Source organism: Acinetobacter sp. YH12227, assembly GCF_013417785.1.
Taxonomy (GTDB): domain Bacteria; phylum Pseudomonadota; class Gammaproteobacteria; order Pseudomonadales; family Moraxellaceae; genus Acinetobacter; species Acinetobacter gandensis.
This window is the reverse complement of the sequence record NZ_VPDH01000007.1, coordinates 39,260-63,920: the sequence shown is the minus strand read 5'-3', so window position 1 is coordinate 63,920 and position 24,661 is coordinate 39,260. Positions and strand designations below refer to the sequence as shown.

Sequence of the window (24,661 nt, the reverse complement as noted above, 5' to 3'; positions counted from 1 at the left end):
TCTTCAACACACCTTCTAAAAAATCAATTTCTAATGCCTGCTCACCGATTTTTGCATGTAGTTTTTTTAGATCGATGGGTGGTTCTGTTGGAGCTTTTGATTGATCGAAAGCTTGCGAGGAAGCTGAGATCAATTGATTTTTCCAGTCAATAATTTGGTTTTGATGAACATCAAACTCAGCACTCAATTCAGCAAGTGTTTTTTCTGCTTTAATCGCAGCAAGTGCTACCTTAGCTTTAAAATCATTTGAATGATTTCTTCTTGGTCTACGTGCCATAAAATACTCCATATATTGATGTTTATAACATCATTTGAGGAGCAGAATATCACTTATAGGAGTTGTTCAAATTTACGGATCCATCTCTAAGAACGCTGATTTATGCACTACTCGTTGTTCTTCCTCATATCGTATCACTTCATGAGCCACGCAATATAGAGATATATTTCTTAGACATTGTTTCCATAAAAGTTCTGGATAGAGTTTTGTATAGGTCAGGAATGTTCTTTTCCCAAAACAACAATATTTCACCCTTCGTTTTGCATAATTTAAAATCATCGGTATTGGTGAGATCCTCTACCTGTTGAATCATCACTTCCCTTTCTTTTTCTTTGGCTTGTTTTTCTAAAACTTTTTGTTCCTTGATTTTGTCTTGTTCAGACAAAAAGTTCCTACTTTTCTCGCGTTTTTCACTGTCAGTAATGAACTTAACCAAGTGGAATAAATGTTCCATCCATTCATCCGTATGGGTTAAGCCAAGGATGCAACCATTTAGATTAAAGCCAACATTAACCAGGCCTATATCTGATGATGTTTTATTTCTGATATTCAAAATGACATCTTCATCCAGTTCATTTTCTGCAATGAATTCGTCTATATAGTGTTGGTACTCTGGAGATAGAAAACCGTCAAAGGTATATCGAACAACTTCTACCAGTAAAAAATTAACCCCGAAAAGTTCAATGTGTTTTTCAATCTCCTCAACAGGGATTTCCAACTGCATTGTAGATACGAGGCTTTCTACGTGGACCAGTGGCTTACCAATTTGCTGTAACTTTTCATAAAGCTCATTTGCATTCATGGGTTGGTTCAATCCGTTTTTTATATTTTATTCAGCACAGCCAATGTCGCATTGAGCATATCGACTGAAACCTCTAATTTTTTTGCTAAACGGGCCATGTGGCCGTCATCAAGTATTCTTAATGCCTTATGTAATGAAGTATAGTTTTTTAGCTCTGAAAACTCTTCAATTTTTTCATTGATATAGACATCATCTAAACCAGCTTCTTCAAAACACTCAATTACAGATAAGCCAACATATGAAAGTTTCTGTTTTTTAACATATGTTGATTGTTTTTGGTCTATTAAACCAAGTTTCACAGCAATTTTGTGGCTTTCACCACGCTTAGGTAGTCGATTGTTTGTGATGACCCTTGTATTGAAAAATTCTTTTTTTACTTGTTCAAAAGTCTTAGCCATTACGGGCACCATCAAAAGTTAATTATTTCGATCGTTTACGATATATCTTTAGAAGTACAAGAAGCGAATAAATTATTAATCTTGGTTCGCTCTAGCGCGTGGATGTGCATCTTTATAAGAACTAATCAACGTTTCGTGATCTACAAGAATATATACTTGTGTCGAAGATAGTGATTTATGACCTAGCATTTCCTGAACGGCGCGAATATTTTTTGTTTTGTTATACAAGTGCGATGCAAAACTATGTCTCAAAGCATGAGTACTACCAATATTTCCAGAACCATGCGCCTTTAACAGAGCTGTAATGCATGCACCTAAATGGTTTTTCGCAATATGTTTGCCAGATGGTGCAATGAATAAATATCCGCAGTCTTCTACTCCAGCTTTTGAAATCCAACGATTACGAACTAAAAGCCAAGTAGAAATAGCCTCTAGTGATTTTTTTCCTAAAAAAACAATCCGTTCATTATTTCCTTTACCCAATACCTTTAGTTGCATAGCACTGAGGTTGATATCACTTAGTTTGATGGCATGTAATTCAGAGATACGTAAACCGCCAGAATATGCAATTTCTGCAGCTGCTAGATCTCTTAATTTTTGGTTGTTGTATTTAGGATTTAATGGAGCCTTGTTATCAAGGATCTCATTCAATGTGTCCACGGCGATTGGTCGCGGTAAGGAATTATTTTTGTACTTCACCTGAATATCAGTAAAGAAGTTTTCCAGTATGTATTTTCTTCGCAAGCAATAGCTCAGAAAATTTTTGATGCCAGATAAGTTTTTATTCAGTGTTCGTGCGGAAACAGCATCCACATCTGCCCGGTGTAAGCGAAATAAAGAGATATATTCACGGTTGAGATCCAAGAGATGTTTGCCTTTAAAAAAAGGCATTTCCAACATCAAAAGTATGCACTTTTTGTATTCATTAATCGTCATGTCGGATTTGTTTTCAAGCTTCAGGCTATCAAGCCATTCTTGAATCAATTCTTCGTTCGTCATGCTATGCATGGATAGATTTTCCGACATATGAATACTTAAAGCTCTTGGATAGTTTTCTCTAGCTGAACCTGTTTGTCAGCCCCAATTAATTTTATGACAATTTGCACAATATCCATATATTCTTTTACTGAGATTTTGCCATCTGCTTTCGCAGCATCCACGGTCTTACGTAAAAATGGGTTGTCTGCATATTTTTGGAATAAAGGGAAAGCTTTAAGGTCATTCAATGCATCAGCATTAATTGAGTCATTTGAATGTTTAATGATGCAATTTTTCACCTGATTTTCAGGTGTTTTGATGTAGGTCACTTCGGGCATGAGTGGCTTAATTTTTGTCACTAATTCCACTTCATTAGAAGTTAAGCAACTATACACAATTTGCGATACTGGCTCTTTTGGACCACTAACACTCCACCCTTTCGTCACTAGAAAAAACGGTATTTTAGAATACGGATACTTAAACGTATCATCAACAAGCTTATTAAATTGATGTGCAGTTGATAGGTAGCGATCGGAAGAAAAAACATCGATATGTGACATATCATTCGGCACTTCTGAGCATCCCCGACCATGATTACAGTGGCAATTGATAGGAGAGCTTTTTTCATAGGTTCAACCTTAGTTTGATTCGTGGGAAAAGTAACTTATAACTTTTGCTTAGGCTACGGTTAATAATTGTACATAAGCAAAAAAAATAGCGGTCGAGATAGACCGCTTTATGCATTAAAAATTGAATTTTTCAGTGTTGTACGCATAGATCTTATTAATATCAATGCGTTTACCCTGCATGGTAGTGATTGCAGTTGGTTGGAATTTGATTGCAAGATCTTTAATGTCTACGTCCTTCCACTCAGGCATGGTAGACGGCAAATCAATAGTACGGCGCTCTTTGGCACGGTTAGATGGAATCCAGTGGTTTAACTTAATCATTGAATCACCCAACAATGTACCTGTTTTGCGATCGACAATGCGAATATTCCCTTCTACCGAACGAATTTTTAAACCTGAAAAGTTATCAATGCCATAGGTAAAGGTATTTTGGTTTTTGCCATAAAAACGCACGGTGAATTGGTCACGCATGTAATAGTCATAATGTGCTTTTAATGCTTGGAGCATCGTTTCACGGTCTACAACTTTTTCAACCAGGCCATTATCAGTACGGAATGACTGGAGCTTTTTAAGTACCGGCTCTACATTTAATTGTTCGTCAGATACGTTCGGATTGGTCAGCGGATTACGTTGAGGATAGAAAATATCGTTTAAGTACGCTGTATGTTGAAGCAATATATACATCGCACGTTGCTGAGTATTCATTTGCTGGTAAAGGTGAGCTGTCGCTTTATAACGCTGATTTGAATTGTTTTCAAAATAGCTATCAGACAGTTTGTATTCGCTAATCTCAGGTCTAAGACCACCAGCAACAACATTAAAGCTTTTAGATGGCGTTAAAAGTCCTACATACGCTTCCTTAAAGTTCGGTGTTGGGATAGTTTCATCCTCAAATGCGAAAGCTGTATGCGCTAATACAGTACCAAGGATACCCACCATCGCAGTTTTTAATAGTTTCATTCAGTATTCTCTATATAACTTTAAAAAGGGTTTTAAGTTTGAAACTATAATACTTTATTTTTGTGCATTTAAAAAACCACTATTTAAACTTAAAGTAAAAATAATAATATTCCTTAAACCTATTTAACGCCATTCGTTAAACTATCGCTTAATCTCATTAGTCTTTTAAAGGTCAGGTAGTTTTTTGGTAGTAGTTTAGAATTAAGCGTTAAATTTGAGCATTGATCTAAGTCAATTTGGGCATTTTGATCGATAGGAAAGAGTTGTCCTTGATATGCAAAACCAGTCAAATTTTTAGCGATCGACTCAATCAAAAATACACCGTATTTATCTTGTTCCGTGGCCACTGAATTTAAACCACCTAAGGATGTAATCAGGTTTTTAAAATATCCTGGTATTGCGTTCTTCGTGCTTAAGAATTCTATTTGATTTTCAAATGCTTCAGGTGTGAGACATAACATAAAAGCATTTTTCTTTTCTTCTGGCGTTTCAAATACCTTGCCATTGGTCCACGACAGGATATTCGGCTTGAATACATGCAGTACTTCAACCGATTTAAGAAGATCCGCTACATTTGTTTTATGTTGTTCATCTGCTTCAGGCACAAACTGATTTTTGGTATATACCGCAGTAGAAAACCATTCATAATCAATTAACTGATTATCGGCATCTAATGGTTCATACAGCAAATACACGGCGCTATCACGCTTAATGGCCAACAGTGGTGATACTGCATATTGTTCTGCAAACTGAGTGATTGCATCTAAGAGCTCACTTGATATGTTGAGTTTTTTGGCATTGAATTCATCGCAAATTAACAGTAATTCTTGAGTGAGTGTTGGTACCACGTTTAACGGTGAACCAGTCTTGTTCAGCATCTCGTTAATAGCATTCTCAATTGCCCCTTTTGTTAGGCTATTGATGAACTGCAGCTGCTCTAATGAGATCCCTTCATGATCCAAAGCCTGTATGACCAGATCAAAAGCATGACGAATTTTCTTCTCAAAATGGTTTGCGTACGATAATCCCCAAGCGTCAGAAAAAAATGAGACTGTTTGTTCTGTATAGCTGGTATTCATTAGGGTTTTGGCAAGTTGCGCGTTACCGATTAAGTCACTTTCATCTTCTAATTTTTTACGCAAGTACTTCTCAATACCTTGTTTGCGAACGGACTGGATCTTCTTCAGGTTTTGACTTGATAGCCAAGTCTTATATTGCGATACAGCATATTGAATGTTCATATCGGCATATGCAGTAATACGGCAAGGCATACCATCAAAGAACGTTGGTAGAAGCACTTGTAAGAGCTCTAAATCACAAAGAGAAGAATAGATAATGCCGTCAGCCACTTCAAGGTCTGTAATCTTCACTGAGAATGAGTGAATACCGACTCGAATCAGTATTAATTTATCGGCATTTAATAGCACCGCATCATAAGAACTTTCACTGGTGATATTGTTTGCTTTAACCCATTTTTCCCAATGGTTAACGATATGGCCAGAAAGCGCTTCACGAGTATCGAAAGGTTGATCTAGATCTGCAGTTGCACTTATGAACGTATCTAAGCTAAACGCATATCGTAAAGGCTTTAGCTCGATATATGTCTCAATCGCTGTTGTATGCTGCTGAATACCATTAGTAATGCTTTGGAGCTTCAGTGCATAGTTCAAAGCCTCAAGCTGGAGCACTTCATCATCACCGATCTGCTGAAACACCGATGTAGCATATGAAAAATTAGTTTGTTCGCCGTGAATATAACGTCTTTTTTGCCCAATCTGCAGATACAGATTTTTGGCATCAGATTGGACTAAATCTAGGTAATTTTGTGGCTGAAGATCCTGAGCAAGTTGCGTAAAAGGTATTTTAATTTTTGATACTTTAGGTGCTTTTTTGAAACCTTCAATTGATGTCGGGAATTCAATAACATCTAAAATAAAATCTAGGTTTAAAGTTTTAACATCAATGATCAAATGATTTTTATAAAAACGTCCAATCAGGTTATTAAAAAAACAAACTTGGGTTTTATGGTTTAGCATAAATATACCTTTATGAATCTTAAAGATCATCTTATAATACTAGTATAAGTTTTAATACTATTTATCATGTGGTATTTTTAAACAAAGATAAAACTTTTAGTGAGTTGTTTCATGACAGAATCAGTTGTACCAAATAATAGCGCTTCAGAGAACGCACAAATACCAGGTACGATCGGAACATCAGCCGTTGCAGAACACAAGGGCGATAGTTTTAACGGCACAAGCATCATCACGATTGGTCGAGTTGACTTAAGTAGTGCTATTGAGCCTCTATTTGTACCAGTATCAACATTGTGGTCCATCACACCGGGTAATTATCCTTTAAGCGCAGAAAATATTAAAAACTGCACGGCAGTACGATTTGAGGGTGAAGAACTACTTACCCAAAACTTCGCATTAGGCTCAATTGTGGTTTATAAAATCAATGGTGTTTTAGGGAACCATGTAATTGTAGTCAGTGAGGATCGTGACGGCGGTAACGATAACCGTGCGATTTACTGCAATAGCTTCAATACAACATGTAATATCTTGTCTCAGTACGGTATTGCCTTCGCTGAGCTATATCGCCGTAAAGTATTAGAGCTTGATCAAGTCCTCTATACCAACCTCAATAGATCTCTTTTACAATCTCACTATGCAGAAAATGAAACTGACGTTATTGATTTAGAGTGGAATACAAAGCACCACCCTACTCTATACGTTCATGCGTCAAACTTAGTTGCATCTGAAGAGCACGGTTTTGTGAAATATGATGGTCGTATGGCTGGTATTGGTACCTTTTCTACAAAATGTCTAACTGCAGACCGTAACGGCAACTTAATTAAACCAGAGCTGGCCTTCCTTAATAACATTATTGAAATTAATGTTACTGAAAAAGATGCGTTAGAGTTCTTGAATTGCTCTATTACGAATAACCACTACTTTTCGCGTATGGTTGATCAACTCAAAAGTACTGGTCGTAAAGAATATGACTTCATCACGAACAACATTGATTTCTTCGCCGTACATGTGAAGCTTAACCTTGAAGAAGATCGTCCTAAAATTACGCGAATGGTTTTAGCACCAGATTTACCAATTCTGGAAAACTATTTGTATAAGCAATACGATCCAACCTACCTTGGTGAAGCCGTTGACGACTTAATTCAGTAATACAGATCTATGAAATCTAAAAGCCTACAATGTAGGCTTTTTTAATGCAAAAAGAAAAAGGTTTAATAATTACGGAATCCCAACCTGAATAACATCTATCTAGATGATATTTTTAGCGACCAAAGAACAAACCAAATAAGTAAAAAATCCCTCCAACTTTCATACCATTTGCAATATGAAAAGCAAAAGCTAAACAGATGATGACCGTTCCATAGAAAAATAGGTACGGTGCTAAAACACCTTTGAATTTCTTTTCCATTTGATCATGTAATGTGTATTTGATCGGAGCGGAACTTTGATCACGACTATTATCACTTGGAGTATCACGATCATCTGACTGAATAAGATTACGCACTCTAGGAGCAACACCCTGATCCCAAGAATATTCTTTAAGTTTTAACTTGTTTACTAGGTATAAAATATCATCACTAGCAAGACTAATCCCCTTGGTATGGAGCCTAGACAAAGTATCCACTGAATTAGCAATATCGGTAACATAAAACCACTTTCTTACCGAATGAGACAAATCCATTTGCGTACTAGATAACTCATTCAGGATGATGCAACCACTAATAAAACCTAAGTTTTGGTCGGTAAACAATTCAGCACTTTTGAACCACTCTAAAACAGCAAATCTGTTCTTCCGAATCTGAACAAATGGATTAATCTGAGAACCACCCTGAACCTCAAGCTCACCATTAATCAGCCATTCCCCATTTTCCGACCCAACTAGATTGCCGGAATAGTTTTTTAGGTCAATAACAACGATTGCTTCCTTGGTGAAAGCAATAACATCAATTTCCTGACCTGACCACATTGTGTTATAGAACAAATAAATCCAATCTTCACTATTACCCCAATGAAGCTTCAATTGGGTTAATAAGTCATCAAACATTTTTTGTTCATTTTTCAGGTGGCTAATATCACCATAATACGCATGAATAGTCATTATTAATCCTCATCCGTATAAAACAAAACTTCACCGCATTTAGCACAAGAGTTGCGAATTTTGTAAGTATTGTTTTTTAAGGCATATCTGCGAATTGATGTACTTTCGCAAAAACAACATTTCACGATATTTGTAGTCACAACACATTGAGGGTATTCAGTCTTATACCATTCAAGTGTTTGCGTGTTACGAACAAAGCGCTGTCTCTGCCACCCAATTTGCCCAATTGTTCCGTGGTAATGGAAATACAATCCTGCTAGAGAGAAAGCACCACCCCAAACCAAAAAGAACAAACCAGAATTACCACCCATCAACACGTAGTTATAAATTAACGCTGTGAAACCCACCGTCATAAAAAGACCAGTGAATATACTTGAAAAAATCACCTTTTCATTCCACCTAAAGTTAAAAAAATACTGCTTTCAATTAATTTCTAATAACAAATCCGAAATAATCACATCAACCCAATGCTTCTAATTTTCGAGCAATATATTGGTTGATTAAAAGTCAAGTTCCGAAATTTATGGTTTGAGCAATTTCATGATCCAACTATTGCTGATGCTGTAATGGACCCCCAAAATAATGAATAAAGCACCCATAGAAGCTGTATTGACGCCAAATAGCGCTGCAACATACATCACCAGCTTAATAAAAACACCCTATACCATGAGGAAACATAAAAAGGCGAATACATATAGGAACAGGTAAAAAATAACTTTAAAAAATAATATAGTTTGTTCCTAAATATTCCTTACCTGTTTAGTGATTAAGGCGCTTTAAAATTCAATTGGATTTTATAAGTGTTCAAGACATCTGCTATAACAGTACCTTCAGGGATCTCAATCTTATCCCCTACTTTGTATGTGTTCACAAATTGCCAAAACACCGCTTTTTCTTGTGGATCTAAACGAGAAAGGATGTATAGATAAACAGCTTCAAGCTGTTGTTGGCTTGCATAGCTATCTACTGATACTACTGGCGTAGTTGCGAAGTTATAGTTCAATTCATCAAGAAGAGCTTCATATACAGTCGTACTTGCATACTTGCTGTATTTACCCTTGTTTTCTGGAACCGTATAGCCGTGGTTGTAATTGATCATACGAGCAACGTAACTAGCCAATAGTTCCGAGTTTTTAGGGTTTTGCTGTAAATAGTCTTCCAGCTTGGATTTATCAGCTTCGTGCGCCGTTAAAACCACTTCCCCGTTATTAATAACATTCAAGTTAAGTTTAATGCTCTTAATTTTACGAGGCGGTTGTTCAAATTCCGCACCGTTAAAGCGATGTTTAACGTTGATATAGTATTGTTCAATTGCATTAGCTTTAACTAAGGGAATTGGTGAAGATGATACAATTGGAGTTTGAGTGACTTTAACGGTTGTGTTGTTGGCATAGATGTGTGCTGATAGCGAGATTGTACCAATCAGTAAAGCTAAAGTACGTTTATTAAATACCATTTTAAACTTTTCCAGTGAAATAGTCGGTGTTATTTGTGAGAACCAGTTTTACTTTTAAAACTGGTTCTAAGCTGTCTTTACAAGATTATACTATTTTTAACATTGCATCACTAATAGTCCTTAAACATTTTTAGTTAATTCGTATCAATCACCGTTAAAACTATCTAATATGTTTAAGAAGTTTAAGCACCCTTTAAAATTTGTTATGTATTAGGTTTATGGAAACGATTTTAAATTCCTTATTGTTAAAATTCTTAATTTATTCATTATTGTTTTATATAGTGTTTAAGTTCATTTTTGCTTTATGTGGCGTATTTCGCAAACCTAAAACTAAAGCCAAAAAGAATTCACCAAAAGGCTATCGTAAGCCTCAAAAGAATCAGGAGCTTGTATCTAAAAAAGTCCTTACAAAAGACGAGATTATAATGCTTGATGCACTAGAACAGGTCATTCCATCACGCAACATTTTGGTGCAAGTAAGCATGAGTGCTTTTATGACCACGCAAAACATAAGTATCCGAAATCAGTTTTCTAGGCTTTACGTGGATTATTTGATCGTTGATGAAGACTACAATCCTATATTATCTATTGAGCTTGATGGGCATTATCATAAATATACCCAGGATAAAGATAAAAGGCGTGACGAGCTTTTGAAGAGTGCTGGCATTCCTGTCATTAGGTTTAAGGAAATTCCCGACATAAAAGTTATAAGAAAAACCATTTCAAGGTATATTTAGGTATAAATACGATTAACTCTAATTGATTTTAATAATGTAATTGTGTAAAAATGGTTTTGTCGTAAGAGATATTTTGAATTAATTTTCAAATATATTTCTAAAGGTTTAATCATGAACAACTTAACTCGCAATACTGGAACTAATGACATGTTAAATGTATCAAAACCAGAAAATGTTGCTCAAATGTCACCTGTTGAACTTCAGACTTATATTGAAGAACTTCAACAACAACTAGTCGTTAAAGAAAACCAAGCTTTTCACGATGCTGTTAGTGCCATTAATGCAATCATTTCAGAAAAAATTACTGCCGATGGTGTTGTGGACATCCATACACTTAGCGAATATCTAAAAAACAACCACATTGAAACCACAAAAGTTGAGCCTGTAAGACGTCAAAAACGTAAGCTTACGCATGAATGGGTTCACCGTGAGAACAACAGCTTACGTTGGGCTGGTCGCGGTCAAGTAATCAAATGGTTACGTGAAGAAATGACTGAAAAGGGTTTTGATCCTACAGATAAAGAAGCAGTACGTAGTTATTGCGAACAAAATCTAGACCTTAAAGAGATTTAATCTTTAAAACTAGTGAAACCACCGTAAAAGGTGGTTTTTTTTTGCCACTATATAGTGTCCTTAAGCGATACCCTAGTCTATTAGCTTTCAGCCCATAACAAGAAAATTTGCAATTGGTATATACTTAAACCGTTTTTATAAAGGTCACGTTATACAACGGACTAGTTTTAGTTAAATTTTGGTATATACATTATAAGTATATGTGACTATACCTTTGCTTATGTTTCGCTGGAGGCGATTAAATGTCATTCAAAACTCTATTATTAACTGGCTTATTATCTGTAGGTTTGGTTTTAGTTGGTTGTAGTAAAAAAGAAGAATCAACATCTCAATCAAAACCTATTCAACCAGATGAACAAATTGACAAAGTAGATCCATCTGCAGACTTACAAGCAGCGCGTGAAACTTATGTCGATAATGAAAAACCTTCAAAAGTTGAGGGCCACGATTTTGATGCACATCAAAAAACTGCAGAACAAAATCCACCAAAAGAGGACGAGCAAAATGATATGTCTTCTATGCTGAACGCTGCAGCTGCAGATGCTCAAAAACAAGCAGATCAAAACAAATAACAGCACATAAGCTTGGTACATCTTTAAAGGGGATTCGTTATCCCCTTTTTTAATGCGCCTTTAAAATACTTTTTAAATTCCCTTATTAAAACTTAACTAAAACAGTGATTCATTTTAACTAAAAAAACTTTATACCCCACGACTTAGTTATAATTAACCAATTAAAACGTAATTAGATAAATGCGTTAAGGAGTATTAAAAATGGCATATGAATATAACTCGCAAGATAAGCGGTTTGAATTCCCTAATCCCTACCGAATAGAAAACATTTTTAAAGTGATCGGTGCCATCGTTTTTATGCTGGCTGGCCTAAGCTTAATTTTCAGTGCAAAAGGTCTATTCAGTAACGGTGTATTTGTTGCACTACCACCGCTTATAGTTGGTCTAGCAATGTTCAGTTATGGCGCTCTACTGCTGACCACAGGCTTATCAAACCTAAAGTTCTACTTTGGTCGTGATCAACCAGCCGGACTTGCACAGGAGTTATCCATTCAAGAAACTGGTGCTTATCCTGGTGCAACCGATATTAAAGAGATCCTACGCCAAAGCGCTTTGATTTATGAAGAACCAAAAGGCTCAGTGAACGGGATTCTATATTCACTGTTCCCTAATCTTATTTTTTCGCCATTATTCATCCGTAACGCTGCAGAAGCTCAATTTCAAAATGCGATTGTTTTTCTGATTACCTTAGTGAGTGCTCTAATCGCGTATGTGGGCGCATCACCCAATACAGGTGCTTGGCTTGGGATTGTTTACAACGCCATTATTTTGATTGTTTTATTGCGTCCTATGGCTAATCCGAACACAGGTGCACAAGAAATTGGTTTATCTAAGGTCATTGGTTTGGTTTTAGTTGCCATTCTTGGACCTGTATTGGTACCTATCCTTACCCAACATGCAGTTGCGCCTATTTGGTTGCCAAGCATGGATAAAGCCATTTTTACGTTAATTGCAGCGCTGATTGCGATTGCGATATTCTTCTTGGCCGTGGTTGCTCAAATGGTAAAACAGCCACCACAAGCCAGTGCTGGAGTCGTTCAGGATAGTTTGAGTATGAATTGCCAACCAATGCAATTGTTTGATGAACTTGAACGCCATCTACAAAAGAATTGGGAAAGTGCTATTCCTAACAGAATCTATTCACGCCAGTTGCCAGTTATCAACTCTAGCAGTAAAAACGGTGCTTTTGAGGGTGAGATCTTAGAAGAAACTCAACCAGTGCCAATCAATACCCTTCGTGATATGACATTGAGCTCATGCTTCAAAGAAGAAAAGTATCGCTGGTTAGCCATCCTCAATAGTTTTGGATTGTTAAGTTTTATTGCTTCAGTCGTTTTAATGACTATTTTTGCCAAAGGTCTATATAACGGAAGCTATCTGGATTTTAGCGACTTCACTTATGGTTTCTTTGGTGTATCGATGTGGATCTTAGGGAAGTTTTGTTTTGAGCACGGTAATTACCTATGGAGCCGTTTTGACTTTGTATCAAAACTAATATGGGTTGAGGCTAAAGGTAGCTATCAATTGTCTCAAATAAACTTTGGCCGTTACCTTGACGACAGCGTGAAATCACAAAAAGAAGTCATCAATGTTGAAACCATGACGTTACGTGTCTGGTACGCTGAAATTAGCACAACGACCTTCGGTAAATATCAAAACCGTGCGATCTTGAGCATGACTGCTTGTACTGATGATGCTGTTGTACTGAAAGAGCATTTAGCCGACTTTGCCAAAAGCCAAAGCATTGTGGTTGCCCCAACGTCTGAAGCAGATATTAACCGCATGTCATCTATGAACCAGATGAATAGCGCAATCAATAAAAGCTCACCAAGAACACATGGTACACATCTTGGATTGATGAATAACCCTGAAACACACGGTCAGGATCTATCAGATCAAGTACCCGTGATCATCAAACCGAAAAAGAATATGTTTTGTGTGAAATGTGGTGAACCACTTCAGGACAATATGCTGTTTTGCCCTCAGTGTGGTACCAAAAAAGAAAGTTAATCGTTAAAAAAATAAAGGAGTGGATTACGAATGTGGTCCACTTTTTTTTGACATCAAAAAAATAATTAGACTTCTAAAATTAAGAGTTTAATTGAGCATTGACATATTCTTCGACAGAAAATCCCTTTACGCCAGTTTCTATAAGTGCATGCACAAAGTCTGAGAACGTCACTGGAATGTACCCTACTTTGAATAGTGCCTCATTCAACTCTTTGTACTTCAGAAAAACTTCTTCTTTATGTTTTTTCTTCAGCTTAAACGTGGACGGCAAATCTGCCACTTGCAGATCTTGAATTTTGATTGGGTTGTTCATAGCGTACCCGGTTGCTTAAAAGTTGCGAATTTAAACTATTGTAATGTGAAAATTAAAAAATGCAGAATAAATCTGCATTTTATTGTTTCATTTTTTTAAGATCTATTTGATAAACAGATGCTTAAATTAGTATTCTCAACCAAAAGCCAATTAATAGCGGATTAACCAAAATCAATCCGTTTCTTATTGGTATGTTTAATGTGTTGCTTCTGGCGTACCAAATGCATCAGGACTTTGCGGTTGATATTGTGGTTGCTCACCACCACTTTGTTGAGCTTGACCAGGTTGACCAGCTGGAGTAGTAGTCTTACGTAAAGCTAAGTCCTTCATGATGTCTTGACAAGACATGCCCCCTGTTTCGTATAAGTTGTACGCAACAGGATCTTTTTTAGGATCTGGCGGTACACACTCCAATTCAGGTTCACTAGCAGTTGCAGAATCGGCATTCATTTTGTCCAGTTCGGTAGAAATCAATGTCAGATCGATGTCACTTGGCGTAATTGGACGACTGCTGATCTGCAAGCGATAAGTCATAGACGGCGTTAGCAGCGCATATAGTTCGCGGATCTGATTGGCCATAAGCGCAGGATTTTTCATTACGATTTTTTGGCATAAGAAAAGGTGCACGTTGTTCGGGCTACAAACACTTCCTTTACGCTGACTTGATTGTGGGTTTTGGGCATCCACTTTCAAGGGGTAGACTTCAATGTAAACTTCATACGGCGTATCTGGCTTAAATTGGAAGTTCTGCAAACTAGAAACGACAGTTGAATACGGTTCTGACGTATCTTGTGCATGACAGAATACTTGTGGTGCGTTACAGTCAAAGTTACGACTAATACGGTCGATAATTTCATTGCGCTGAGCAGCCAATTTCATACTTTCTTCTTTTACTCGTCTTGCAACTTCACTCTGCAGTCGAGCTTCAAGTTCAACATCGCTTTGTTGTGGACGTTCAACTTCGATGTTTTGATTGCCAAAAATAACCACAGCAACTAACAAAAAGAAAAGAACACCACCGCCAATCAAGATTAGCTTTTTATGCTTAGCAAAAAAGTTTTCATCAATGTCTACTTTTTTGCCCTTTTTTGCTGTTTTGGCCGGCTGTTCAGGCTCACTTACATGTTCATCATCGGGTTGGGGTTTGAGCGCTTCTTCAGCTTCCTTCCCGATGTTGTCCATATCATCTGGTTCGTGATTACTCATTTATTCACCTATTCAATTATTTACTTGATTTAGCTTTTGTAGAGGTCGATTTAGACTTGGCTTTCTTTTTACCACGTTGAACTGGCTCACCGTTGTTGTCGTATCCACTTGCACCACAGCTAAAGCAATCCCATTTAAACTTACGTTCACCACGTAAATTAAATGCAGACTGAATCATGGTCTGACCACACTCAAAACACTTGGCTTCGTTGCCAGTGCGAGATTTTGTAAGTTGGGTATCTGGTGATCCATCTGGCAATATGTCGAAATAACGTTTACATGATGCAGCTTCACAACTGTATCGCTCTTCGTAAACACCAGGTTCTTTGCGGTACTTGGTATGTATAAGAGGCTTTTTACAGATACATGGATACTCTGTTTTGGTCACTTGGAATCTTGGCTCGTAGTTAGGACTACCATCAGGGAACACCTCTAATGGACCCGACTTACATTTTTTGCCTTTCAGGTTTGGATTGGATTTTTCACAAGAAAAGAAGTGATACGGCTTACCTGAAGAAGTTGAAATACCTTTTAACTCACGCAACCAACCGCCACACCCTTCAAGCTGACATTTGTATGTATGGTTACGGCGATATTCGTCAAAATCAGGAACCAAGTTACCGCTTTCGTCATTTGTAGAACGGTATGTTTCTTTACAGGTGCCATCTACGAACGCACGTTGAGAGCACTCAAAAAATACAGATTTATCAGTTGTAACCTGAGTCAGTGTTTTGCCACATAAACATAAATGAGTAGTTGGCTCACGTACAGTTGGCTTACCCGGTTCATCTTTACCATCAACATTTCTGTTTGGCGCTGAACTTTTGCATGAATTACATGACCAGTAGACCGATGTTGTTTTGTCGCGATTGGTACCGATTTTCGGCAACATGCGTCCGTCATCACAGTTATTACATTTGTAGATAGGGAATGAATCAAGCCAATGTTTTGAGAACTGTCCTAATTCACTTTCAATCCCTAAATGGAACTTTTGGAGTTCTTGTTTGTAATCGGCATCACCAGTAGCGATTAGATCCAGTGTTTCTTCAATTTCTTTGGTGTAAAGCGGATCTGCAAAACTAAACTTACCTCTAATGTTTTGAATCAAGGTCAATCCATGCGGTGTAACTTCAATTTTCTTTTTAACAAGCTTGATATAGCCGTGCTTGATTAAACGTTCAAAGATTGATTGATAAGTACTAGGACGACCAATTCCTTTTTTCTCAAGTAATTTGACCAATGATGGTACGGTGTAGCGTGAACGTGGTTTGGTTTTGGTCGCGATAACTTTACCAGCAATAACATTGTGGTTTTGACCGACCTCAATATCCATAGGTAGCGTATGTTCAGGTTCTTTTTCTGAATCTTCTTCACCGTCCACGTATTCAAGTGCATTTTCATCAATACTGTAGGTCTTTAATAAACCCAACCAACCATCTTCCTTTAAGATACGGCTAGAAGCTTTGAATTCAGCATCTTTAGTAATGCTTTCACCATCTACATTGAGCGTGACATCTTTATAGACACCTACAACGGATTTAACTTCGTATTCAGCTGGAGCCATTTGCGATGCAACAGTACGCAACCAGATTAGACGGTATAGATCCTTTTGAACTTTGTCCTCACCAGCTTCAAAGGTAAAGAAGTCACTAGGACGAATACATTCATGTGCTTCTTGAGCACCATCGCGAGATTTGGCTTTATTGCCGATAATCGCAATGCCCTCTCTCTCACCAAAAGCTTCTAGAGCTTGCATGCCCTCAGGCGAAATTACGGCAGCATCAGTACGATGGTAAGTGATATAACCACCTTCATATAACTTTTGCGCTGCATCCATAGTTTGTTTTAGATCCAAACCAAGACGCGCTGCAGCTGCAGCTTGCAGATCAACAGTAATAAACGGCGCTGGAGCACTACGGAAAGATGGCTTAGTTTCAACACTGGTAATGGTTAAGTCTTTTTTATCAATTTCGCTTTGTAGACGGGTAATTGAAGCTTTATCTAACCACTGGTTATTGTGCACATCCTTCATTTCAGGATTAAGCCACTTAGAAAAATCCCATTTCGCAGCCCAACCTTGTTTTAGAGTTACTTCAAGGTTGTAATGTTCATGTGATTTGAAGTTTTTCAGTAGATCTTCTAAATCACCAAGCACAACGAGTACGGCAGATTGAACACGGCCAACAGGAAATTTGCCTTTTAAAATATTTGAAATTGGCTCATACAAGTAAAAACCGATCATACGGTCAAGGAAACGGCGTGTTTCTTGAGATGCCACCATACCTTGATCCAGCTCTTCACCATTTTGAAGTGCATTAGCGATCGTAGTTTTATCAATAGCGTTATATTTGACGCGAATATACTGATCGTCAGATAAGTTCAGGATACGTTTTAAGTGATATGCAATGGCTTCACCTTCACGGTCCAAGTCAGTTGCGAGGAAAACCGTATCTGCATTTTTAGCAGCCTGTCTTAATTCTTGAACAACGCGTGTTTTATTTTGAGATATTTCGTATTTAGGAACAAAGGCTGGATATGAGAAACCGATCTCATGATTAGGTAAATCACATACATGGCCAACTGAAGCGCGTACAACGAATTCGTGCGGATACAGGTCATCCAAGATATGTTGAATTTTTTCGACCTTTCCGGGTGACTCTACTATGAACAAACTACTCATTAAAATTCATCCAATTTTTAACTTTCTTTAGTAATAATTACTGAAGTTAATCTAGTAATGGTTTAAGTATATACAATTTTAAAATGTTTAAATAGGTTTAAGGGTTGATAAACAAACACTTTTAAGGGCTTATTTCTTAATCTTTAGTTGGATGAACATTTCAAGTGGTTAAATTACTTCCTGTTTTCAATAATCTACGCGAAAAAAGACAACAATATTTATCTAAAATTATGGGAAAAAATGGCTTAATTGTTTGAAAATGCACTGTTTAACCGTCACAAATTAAAATTCCAAAAATATTATTTAACGAATTAATGTTGTACTATAAAGGTATCGTTTGTTTTAAGCTAAAACCATGATTAAAAAACTTATAGTTTTAAGCACCTCATTGTTAATCATCGGGTGTTCGTCTACGCCACAAGAGAAACGCTTAGATCAATACCTTGAAGATACGAAAACTGATGCAAAGGAACGTAGTATTGACTGGTATTACAAACATGATTACGAGCGTAGTAATGTTTTAAATATTTGTTATTCCATTTATATAGATTCTGCTAAGAAAGCTGGTTATTACAGCGATGATGTTAGTGATGGCCGAGAAAAGTATTTAGACGATAGCGTACAAAAAGAAATGTACGCCTCAAATGACGAATGCAATAAGGCATATAAGGCTCAGGATATTCTAGATAACTTTGTTGCAAGCAATAGCCTTCCACAAGAGTCTTATGAAGACAAGTTAGATCCACAACAAGAACCAAATTCAACACCAGAAGTATCACCTGAAGTACCAGAAGTGTCACCTGAAGCACCAGCAAATGAACCAGTCGCCACAAAACCACCAACACTGGAGGAATTAACCAATGCGAATCCGCAATAATGCGCTCATATGCCCAGGCCAATTTTTGATTCGATCTGCATTCTTTTTGCCCTAGCCATTTTACCTATAATAATTATTGGTATTGGCATACAGCTCAAAGAGAATTACGAGCGTAAGAAGCTCACTCAAAGCTATATGGATCAGCACTAAAGAAATGCAATAGGCAATAAAAAAGCAGCGAAATCGCTGCTTTTTTTATTTCTAATGAAGTTTACGAATAGGTTGAGTATAGGGGGAATCTTCTACTCGATGCACATGCATTGAATTGGTAATGTTCATTAAAGGTGAATTACTAGCCACTGAATGAGTCGTTGATGCTTTATGTGTGCGGTAGTTATTCAAAAACTGATCTACTACTGGCACATTGTTAGGCAATATTCCGATTTCGCGGTTAGTAATTTTAATCGTTTCTATTTGGTCTACATGGCTCATAACTAAGTCCACTACAATGATTAAAACTATGAGCATAATTATAGCTTAAAATTGAAGAAATTCCATTTTGGGATTTAATATTTGGTTTTTTTATGCACAGGTTTTTGTGGATAGTAGTGGGTATAAATGGCTAAGTTGCTGATTATTTAAGCTTTTAACATTGATTAAAAATTAATCAAAATAACGAAAAATAGAGTAAAATATGGAGAAATATAGCAGAAGCTATAGAAGAAAAAACAGGAAATGTCAAAAAAAGGGCAAAAAAAAACTATTAGAACAATCTCAGTCTAATAGTTTATTAAATAGGGTAATATCCCTTGATTCGTAATATAACCGATCTCTAATAAGTTTTAAAGCTTTTTTAATCATATTCACGGAAATTCCACAAACTATTATCTCATGCTGAACAAAAGTAATGATTAAGCCCTATACTCAGCTCTACCCTGATATATTGCAGATTAGTTAAACTGTTGTTTAGAAATCGCAAACAATATGATGTTATATTTGAGCAAGGTTAGAATTATGTATGAAATGTGAATGCTTTAAAAACTGATATATATTATCAACTTTTTAGAGTTTTACGCCTTATAGAATACATACAACTTGTTAGAATGCCTTATACTAATTAGCCACCCTCACACACCTTTTATGGAAGACCAGTATAGTGAAAGATTCAATCTTTGCTGATGTTATATCAAAGTTGAATGCGGAAGTTTTTACGCAAAAAGCTGGTCGCTTATACCCTCCTGTCAGTCAATTATTGGCACTGGAGAAAAAGTTAGCATTATGTACAGCATCATTGGTTAAAAGCGAAGACATTCCAGACTATAAACAGCTAGAACGCCTGTTTTGGGATAACGTAAATCATACCTATGGCACTGGTTATTTTGCGGAGATTCCTAAGTGGGGTTCCAACATCTTTATCCCATTACAGGTATGGGAAAGTGTGTTACAGCCTTATGCATTGTTCTATAAAAATATGAACCCTGAGTTTAACTTTTATGACTTTGCATTTACGACTGCAGCGTTGAGCGCTTGGCGGTACAGCCAACCCGTGCTAAAGCTTGAAAATGATGTATATCGCACCCTATTGAATGATGAAAACGGTCGCTATGTCGATGGTCATTTGCTGAATTACTACTTTCAGTGGACCAACTTTATTCATACACCAGGTCTAGGACACAACGACAAACCTTTATATGGTTTTTTCGCGCATCAAAACGAAGTTTTGTTTAACGGAAACAACGTTAAAGTACTGATCATCGTGTTTTGCTATGAAGATACTGAAGCCAACATATCTGATGAAGATCCTTTAAGCTTAACCTCTAATTGGGGAGACTATGTGGTTTTAGAGTATCGCACGGATACTATTAAAACCATTAAAGATAGTTTGATTGGTACCAACCTTAAAGGTAGTCCTGAGCTATTAATCTTACTTGGTAAAATGCTTAGCTTATTTAATTTTTCTATTCATCCTAAAACTGACATCTACAATCACCGTGGCTACCTGATGCAACCCACGTATAACGATACGATTGATTCATTTCTCAATAGTTATAGAAAGCACAAAGGTATGCCAGTACGCCGTGGCGTAGGTAAATCACCCTCTAGCAATCAACGCCGTGAAGTCCTCTATCATGTCCACGCACCAAGTTGTCCACGCCTGTTTGATACTGGTCTGAACACTGGTTTTGTGTCGCGCATGCACAAGAGTAGCCATATCGCTAATGACCATTTTAATACACTACATTGGCTTAAAACTGATACTGGCTTAAAACTAATTTCAGGTAGTTTATATACTCAAGAAACCGAAACTAAACTTATTAAATCAATTCAAAATTACTTTTATGGTAATAATACTTAAAGGTTTTCATTCTTTTTTCCTTAAACCTGTTATATAATTTTAATACCCATTTCAATCAATGAAGTATTATGCGTTTCGAGTTCGATCCATCATTTATATCTCATGTTGCAGTACGATTAGATGGCACTTCCTTAAAATCATTTTTAGACAACCTTGGAAACGTATCTTTTCAAGAAGCTGAAAGTTATTTAAGCAATCTAATTAAAGGGAATTATGAGCAAGACGAGTTTACTGTTGGCTTGAAAGTTAAACCTAAAAACTACAATCAAACAGAATTATTAGGGCATCTTTATAAAAATAGTGCCTTTCAATCGGTTTCAACTGAAGTATCGGATCTCGACACCCAAAACATGCACAATGACATCGCTCAATTCGTTCAAAGCTATGCCAATGTTGCAGATCTTCAGTACAACAGTTATTTCTTGGACAAGCAGACGTTTAAGCATGAAAAAACGTTAGATAGCTATATCTTCACAGAATTAATGCTGCAGTTCACCAACAATAATACCGTGAAGTTTCGTGTGGACGGCGAATATGTCACAGTGATTAATGCTGAGCTAACCTCTAAATACATCTATTTTAACGACAACAAGAATAAGCGGATCTGTAAGTTTTTAAGTAAAAATATGCATCCAGCTTATTTAGAGTCATTCTTAGAGCAGATGCATATTATTAAAATTGATTCTGAGCAGTACTTTTATAATGCAGTCGTGAATAACACAATAAGTTATGATGCTGACGTTAACGCCTTTATGGACCAATCCCAGAATTTTTTAAATACCCTTGTGAAAGGTTATAAAAAACTGATCTTAAACAACGTGCGATTTAATCTTTACGAATTCTTAGAAGACGACCTTGAAAGTGTCATCCTAAACCGTATCACTAAGGCATGGCATTACGCTCATGAAATCACGTTGCAAACTAACAACCCATCAAAATATGTCGTTGCTCAACCGCTGGTTATAAAATATTTATAAGTGAGTTTCTTTATTTATGAACCCCCTCATGATCAAGTATGGTATCGATATTGGTACGCTATCTAAAATATTTAGATCGCATCTTGAAAATGAGGGCATTGTATTTGATCGTGAGAGTGACTTTCAGCTTGAACGAAGCTCTAAACGTATTTACCTCAGAACCAATCACCACAATGACGCCACAAAAAATAAGAAAAAAACGGCCTGGTATCTTGTAGATCTAGATAACGCACGTATGTCTTATGGTTGGTTTCATGCTGGCGGTGCAAACTTCACTTACAGCTTGTATGAATACATTCAAGAAATGGATCTGCAACCTGGTGACACCGTATATACCAAGGAACAGCAAGAAGAAGATCTTAAACGCTTCTTAAACTCATGCAAAAGTGCTGAGAAGAACAAAAAAGACCAAGAGATATTGGCTCAAATCTATATGGGTTTTGAATGGGCCAGAAGCCTACCCTTGTCAAACCGTCCACACAACTACAATGTGAAAAAGCAGATTAGCTTCAGTCATGCTAGATTGTACAATCCAAGCAACTTCACTAAAAATGAGCTGATTGATTATGTCAGCCAGTACTACCCTCAACACAAGAACAACACCATTATTCTGAACCGTATTATTGATCTGCAACCAGATCTAGATCAACAGTCGCTACGCCAGAACAAGCTTTTAGTTGAGGGGCAAAACCTCAAAAATCAAATCATTTTCCTTCAGACCATCGCTGAACACAAAAACAAGCGTGGTGAAGATAAGTTTACATTACGTGGTGTACTTGCAAACGGCGCTTTCAAAATCTTATATAAAGATCCATTGGATGCATGGAACCAAGATCGGATAATCTTTTGTGAGGGCTACGCCACTGGTGAAGCAATTGCAGAATCAATTCAATACTCTATTCCAGTCATTGTCGTGTACGTGGCTGGCAACATCATGAATGTAGTACGTGATTTCCGTGCCGAATTCCCGTTTTCACGCTTCTATATTTTCAATGATAATGACCATAAAACAGCATTAGAAAGCAAAATAAAGCGCAATCCCGGTATCTATTACGCAACAGAAGCATGCCGAGCTGTAAACGCAGCCATGATTGGACCTGAATTTACTGAAGAACAGCTAGATCTAAGTGACTGGAACGATTTTAAATGTTTATACGGCGTTGATTACACGCGTGATGTTATACGTCATAAAATGCAAAATGCCGTGTGGACGACTGCAATTCAAAGCACGGTTAACCCGAACTACTCTATCAGTGCCCTATTCTTTGGCATCAAACAACAGTTGGATGATATAGGCCTCTATCCTGATAGCATGACCAAAAAGAATTGGTTTAGCTTGGTTTTACGCGCATACGCCTTACTGACTCAACAGGGATTTAGTCAGATCCACCCGATTGAGCTGGTCAAAGAACAATTTATTGAGATTCTTGGCCAGATTAGCAAGCAACCCCGTAAAGTCACTGGAGCTGAAGAACCAGAACTCCTTCAGGCCTACACAAAACTTGTAGAAATGATCGCACGTAATGATTCAACAACAGCACTGAATCAACAGATTATCACCGTGATTAACTTATACAAAAATGCAGATTATCCAATTGAAACATTAAAGGTTTGGCTCAAAGATATTTTGAGTAAATCGAACGATCCTGAATGGTCCGAAAACTTCATTAATAATATTTTTATTTCGATAATTTGAATGTCAAACATAGACCCCCAAAGGTAGCAAACTTTTGGGGTTTATTTTTCTCTAAACTTTCATTGAACTAGGTTTATCGATCTACTTAAGACAAATGTTTCCTGATCTAGTTCGGTTTAGTGTCTTACAACTAGGTTTATCGACCTATTTAAAACTAATTTGTCCTGAACCAGTTCGGTTTTGTGTCTTATGGATTGGGTTTCCATAAACTTTAACGTTGCCTGAGCCTGAAAGCTGTACTTGAGCTGAATTGATAGCTGTACAAAAGATATTGCCTGAACCAGATAGCGCCACTTCTAAATTGGTGCTTTTCAGTGGTAACGCATCAAAATTGCCTGATCCTTTCAAAGATAAGACACAGTGTTCAATGGTACCGTCTAAATCCATATTTCCAGATCCACTAATACTTGCGGTAAATTTATCTTCATTTAGATTTAAGATCTGGATATTGCCTGAACCTTTTAAATCAATAGCTTTTAAAGTTGGGTAAGTGATCGATACTTCTAACGGTGAACGAGTACTAAAACTCACATTGTCCTGAATAGCTAAAACCAATACACCACCCTGAAAAGTAGCACTAATAAGATCCACAATATTATCGTCTGCAGTAATTTCCATTTTAGAATCACTTGAAGCAAAAAACTTCAGACTCATTGGACCTTTCATACAGATTTCGTTAAATGGGCTTACAGGTACTTGCTTAGTCACTCGTTTTCCACTTCCAACGATTTGATGGTTTGAACCTGAACTGTATACATTGGCGTTGCCATTGATTACAACAGAACCCGAAAAAAACTGTTTTGACATATAAACCTCAAATTAATAAAAGTAATTTAACCCTAAATAAGTGGTCACTCATAACCTATTTATTGTCTGTAAATTATAACATTGAGGGCTTAAATCTTTTTTATTAAAATAATAAATTAAAACTTTTAATTTTTCTTTAAACCTTTATTAGACATAGCTTATATTAAAGATTAAACAGAAATGTTTTTAGAATCGGTATATACTAAAAGTATAAATTTTCTTAAGCATATGATTAATAGTCCTATGCAACCTGGGTAGCACATTGCACCTGAATATATATTAG

At 36.8% G+C, this 24,661-nt stretch carries 23 protein-coding genes; 9 read left to right on the top strand and 14 right to left on the bottom strand.

The genetic code is table 11. From position 1 onward, the window contains the following. The 7 genes from FTV09_RS02815 to FTV09_RS18005 all read right to left on the bottom strand — a co-directional run. A partial coding sequence (locus FTV09_RS02815; RefSeq protein WP_171498601.1) for a transposase occupies positions 1–277 on the bottom strand: 277 nt, incomplete at its 3' end. Positions 278–416: 139 nt separating this feature from the next. Then, on the bottom strand, positions 417–1,079 hold the full coding sequence (locus tag FTV09_RS18010) for a hypothetical protein (RefSeq protein ID WP_227553516.1): 663 nt from the start codon (positions 1,077–1,079) through the stop codon (positions 417–419). Positions 1,080–1,099: 20 nt separating this feature from the next. Further along, a complete protein-coding gene (locus FTV09_RS02805) occupies positions 1,100–1,477 on the bottom strand; it encodes a hypothetical protein (RefSeq protein ID WP_005006227.1) in 378 nt (125 codons plus the stop codon). A 75-nt stretch (positions 1,478–1,552) separates the two neighbouring features. After that, positions 1,553–2,476, bottom strand: coding sequence for a tyrosine-type recombinase/integrase (locus tag FTV09_RS02800; protein WP_228160832.1), 924 nt, complete (start codon positions 2,474–2,476; stop codon positions 1,553–1,555). A 35-nt stretch (positions 2,477–2,511) separates the two neighbouring features. Beyond that, the gene (locus FTV09_RS02795) at positions 2,512–3,015 is read right to left on the bottom strand and encodes a hypothetical protein (protein WP_228160833.1); all 504 of its coding nucleotides are present in this window, start codon (positions 3,013–3,015) and stop codon (positions 2,512–2,514) included. Between the two features lie 183 nt (positions 3,016–3,198). Further along, positions 3,199–4,044 (bottom strand): hypothetical protein, encoded by an 846-nt coding sequence (locus FTV09_RS02790; protein WP_042893442.1) that lies wholly within the window; start codon positions 4,042–4,044, stop codon positions 3,199–3,201. 119 nt (positions 4,045–4,163) lie between these two features. Beyond that, the gene (locus FTV09_RS18005) at positions 4,164–6,080 is read right to left on the bottom strand and encodes a hypothetical protein (RefSeq protein WP_228725651.1); all 1,917 of its coding nucleotides are present in this window, start codon (positions 6,078–6,080) and stop codon (positions 4,164–4,166) included. Between the two features lie 111 nt (positions 6,081–6,191). Here FTV09_RS18005 and FTV09_RS02780 point away from each other — a divergent pair, with 111 nt between their 5' ends. Beyond that, positions 6,192–7,229 (top strand): hypothetical protein, encoded by a 1,038-nt coding sequence (locus FTV09_RS02780; protein WP_042893444.1) that lies wholly within the window; start codon positions 6,192–6,194, stop codon positions 7,227–7,229. Positions 7,230–7,341: 112 nt separating this feature from the next. On the opposite strand, the gene FTV09_RS02775 is transcribed toward FTV09_RS02780, so the two are convergent. The 3 genes from FTV09_RS02775 to FTV09_RS02765 form a co-directional block, all read right to left on the bottom strand. Further along, complete coding sequence (locus tag FTV09_RS02775) at positions 7,342–8,178, bottom strand: nuclease-related domain-containing protein (RefSeq protein WP_042892488.1); 837 nt, start codon at positions 8,176–8,178, stop codon at positions 7,342–7,344. Between the two features lie 2 nt (positions 8,179–8,180). Next, entirely contained in the window at positions 8,181–8,531 is a 351-nt protein-coding gene (locus FTV09_RS02770) for a hypothetical protein (protein ID WP_151303332.1), read from the bottom strand. Positions 8,532–8,944: 413 nt separating this feature from the next. Further along, on the bottom strand, positions 8,945–9,634 hold the full coding sequence (locus tag FTV09_RS02765; protein ID WP_042892482.1) for a hypothetical protein: 690 nt from the start codon (positions 9,632–9,634) through the stop codon (positions 8,945–8,947). A 218-nt stretch (positions 9,635–9,852) separates the two neighbouring features. Here FTV09_RS02765 and FTV09_RS02760 point away from each other — a divergent pair, with 218 nt between their 5' ends. The 4 genes from FTV09_RS02760 (at position 9,853) to FTV09_RS02745 (ending at position 13,526) form a co-directional block, all read left to right on the top strand. Continuing rightward, complete coding sequence (locus FTV09_RS02760) at positions 9,853–10,371, top strand: DUF2726 domain-containing protein (protein ID WP_042892478.1); 519 nt, start codon at positions 9,853–9,855, stop codon at positions 10,369–10,371. 111 nt (positions 10,372–10,482) lie between these two features. Then, the gene (locus tag FTV09_RS02755) at positions 10,483–10,944 is read left to right on the top strand and encodes an H-NS family nucleoid-associated regulatory protein (protein ID WP_042892477.1); all 462 of its coding nucleotides are present in this window, start codon (positions 10,483–10,485) and stop codon (positions 10,942–10,944) included. Positions 10,945–11,186: 242 nt separating this feature from the next. Continuing rightward, positions 11,187–11,516 (top strand): hypothetical protein, encoded by a 330-nt coding sequence (locus FTV09_RS02750; RefSeq protein ID WP_024160894.1) that lies wholly within the window; start codon positions 11,187–11,189, stop codon positions 11,514–11,516. A gap of 201 nt (positions 11,517–11,717) precedes the next feature. After that, positions 11,718–13,526 (top strand): zinc ribbon domain-containing protein, encoded by a 1,809-nt coding sequence (locus tag FTV09_RS02745; protein ID WP_024160893.1) that lies wholly within the window; start codon positions 11,718–11,720, stop codon positions 13,524–13,526. 79 nt (positions 13,527–13,605) lie between these two features. Here the strand turns inward: FTV09_RS02745 and FTV09_RS02740 are convergent, their stop codons facing one another. The 3 genes from FTV09_RS02740 to FTV09_RS02730 all read right to left on the bottom strand — a co-directional run bounded on the left by FTV09_RS02740 (position 13,606) and on the right by FTV09_RS02730 (position 17,725). After that, positions 13,606–13,839: a hypothetical protein gene (locus FTV09_RS02740; protein ID WP_024160719.1), complete on the bottom strand. Its 234-nt coding sequence runs from the start codon at positions 13,837–13,839 to the stop codon at positions 13,606–13,608. 195 nt (positions 13,840–14,034) lie between these two features. Next, the gene (locus tag FTV09_RS02735) at positions 14,035–15,045 is read right to left on the bottom strand and encodes a hypothetical protein (RefSeq protein WP_024160720.1); all 1,011 of its coding nucleotides are present in this window, start codon (positions 15,043–15,045) and stop codon (positions 14,035–14,037) included. A 16-nt stretch (positions 15,046–15,061) separates the two neighbouring features. Further along, a complete protein-coding gene (locus FTV09_RS02730; protein WP_024160892.1) occupies positions 15,062–17,725 on the bottom strand; it encodes a type IA DNA topoisomerase in 2,664 nt (887 codons plus the stop codon). Between the two features lie 388 nt (positions 17,726–18,113). On the opposite strand from FTV09_RS02730, the gene FTV09_RS02725 reads away from it, so the two are divergent. The 4 genes from FTV09_RS02725 (at position 18,114) to FTV09_RS02710 (ending at position 23,571) form a co-directional block, all read left to right on the top strand. Further along, a complete protein-coding gene (locus FTV09_RS02725) occupies positions 18,114–18,602 on the top strand; it encodes a hypothetical protein (protein WP_227504920.1) in 489 nt (162 codons plus the stop codon). A gap of 1,096 nt (positions 18,603–19,698) precedes the next feature. Further along, positions 19,699–20,898 carry a hypothetical protein gene (locus FTV09_RS02720; protein ID WP_005028487.1) on the top strand — a complete coding sequence of 400 codons (1,200 nt, stop codon included), beginning with the start codon at positions 19,699–19,701 and terminating at the stop codon, positions 20,896–20,898. A 68-nt stretch (positions 20,899–20,966) separates the two neighbouring features. Then, a complete protein-coding gene (locus tag FTV09_RS02715; protein WP_024160890.1) occupies positions 20,967–21,875 on the top strand; it encodes a hypothetical protein in 909 nt (302 codons plus the stop codon). Positions 21,876–21,903: 28 nt separating this feature from the next. After that, complete coding sequence (locus FTV09_RS02710; RefSeq protein ID WP_010591044.1) at positions 21,904–23,571, top strand: virulence-associated E family protein; 1,668 nt, start codon at positions 21,904–21,906, stop codon at positions 23,569–23,571. Positions 23,572–23,715: 144 nt separating this feature from the next. On the opposite strand, the gene FTV09_RS02705 is transcribed toward FTV09_RS02710, so the two are convergent. Next, complete coding sequence (locus FTV09_RS02705; protein WP_044112290.1) at positions 23,716–24,378, bottom strand: head GIN domain-containing protein; 663 nt, start codon at positions 24,376–24,378, stop codon at positions 23,716–23,718. Positions 24,379–24,661 lie beyond the last annotated feature (283 nt).

What these genes read in the sequence shown, in the direction of transcription:
- FTV09_RS18010 (WP_227553516.1), bottom strand. Translation starts at nt 1,079, where the DNA reads ATGAATGCAAATGAGCTTTATGAAAAGTTACAGCAAATTGGTAAGCCA.
- FTV09_RS02805 (WP_005006227.1), bottom strand. Translation starts at nt 1,477, where the DNA reads ATGGCTAAGACTTTTGAACAAGTAAAAAAAGAATTTTTCAATACAAGG.
- FTV09_RS02800 (WP_228160832.1), bottom strand. Translation starts at nt 2,476, where the DNA reads ATGACGAACGAAGAATTGATTCAAGAATGGCTTGATAGCCTGAAGCTT.
- FTV09_RS02795 (WP_228160833.1), bottom strand. Translation starts at nt 3,015, where the DNA reads ATGTCACATATCGATGTTTTTTCTTCCGATCGCTACCTATCAACTGCA.
- FTV09_RS02790 (WP_042893442.1), bottom strand. Translation starts at nt 4,044, where the DNA reads ATGAAACTATTAAAAACTGCGATGGTGGGTATCCTTGGTACTGTATTA.
- FTV09_RS18005 (WP_228725651.1), bottom strand. Translation starts at nt 6,080, where the DNA reads ATGCTAAACCATAAAACCCAAGTTTGTTTTTTTAATAACCTGATTGGA.
- FTV09_RS02780 (WP_042893444.1), top strand. Translation starts at nt 6,192, where the DNA reads ATGACAGAATCAGTTGTACCAAATAATAGCGCTTCAGAGAACGCACAA.
- FTV09_RS02775 (WP_042892488.1), bottom strand. Translation starts at nt 8,178, where the DNA reads ATGACTATTCATGCGTATTATGGTGATATTAGCCACCTGAAAAATGAA.
- FTV09_RS02770 (WP_151303332.1), bottom strand. Translation starts at nt 8,531, where the DNA reads ATGACGGTGGGTTTCACAGCGTTAATTTATAACTACGTGTTGATGGGT.
- FTV09_RS02765 (WP_042892482.1), bottom strand. Translation starts at nt 9,634, where the DNA reads ATGGTATTTAATAAACGTACTTTAGCTTTACTGATTGGTACAATCTCG.
- FTV09_RS02760 (WP_042892478.1), top strand. Translation starts at nt 9,853, where the DNA reads ATGGAAACGATTTTAAATTCCTTATTGTTAAAATTCTTAATTTATTCA.
- FTV09_RS02755 (WP_042892477.1), top strand. Translation starts at nt 10,483, where the DNA reads ATGAACAACTTAACTCGCAATACTGGAACTAATGACATGTTAAATGTA.
- FTV09_RS02750 (WP_024160894.1), top strand. Translation starts at nt 11,187, where the DNA reads ATGTCATTCAAAACTCTATTATTAACTGGCTTATTATCTGTAGGTTTG.
- FTV09_RS02745 (WP_024160893.1), top strand. Translation starts at nt 11,718, where the DNA reads ATGGCATATGAATATAACTCGCAAGATAAGCGGTTTGAATTCCCTAAT.
- FTV09_RS02740 (WP_024160719.1), bottom strand. Translation starts at nt 13,839, where the DNA reads ATGAACAACCCAATCAAAATTCAAGATCTGCAAGTGGCAGATTTGCCG.
- FTV09_RS02735 (WP_024160720.1), bottom strand. Translation starts at nt 15,045, where the DNA reads ATGAGTAATCACGAACCAGATGATATGGACAACATCGGGAAGGAAGCT.
- FTV09_RS02730 (WP_024160892.1), bottom strand. Translation starts at nt 17,725, where the DNA reads ATGAGTAGTTTGTTCATAGTAGAGTCACCCGGAAAGGTCGAAAAAATT.
- FTV09_RS02715 (WP_024160890.1), top strand. Translation starts at nt 20,967, where the DNA reads ATGCGTTTCGAGTTCGATCCATCATTTATATCTCATGTTGCAGTACGA.
- FTV09_RS02710 (WP_010591044.1), top strand. Translation starts at nt 21,904, where the DNA reads ATGATCAAGTATGGTATCGATATTGGTACGCTATCTAAAATATTTAGA.
- FTV09_RS02705 (WP_044112290.1), bottom strand. Translation starts at nt 24,378, where the DNA reads ATGTCAAAACAGTTTTTTTCGGGTTCTGTTGTAATCAATGGCAACGCC.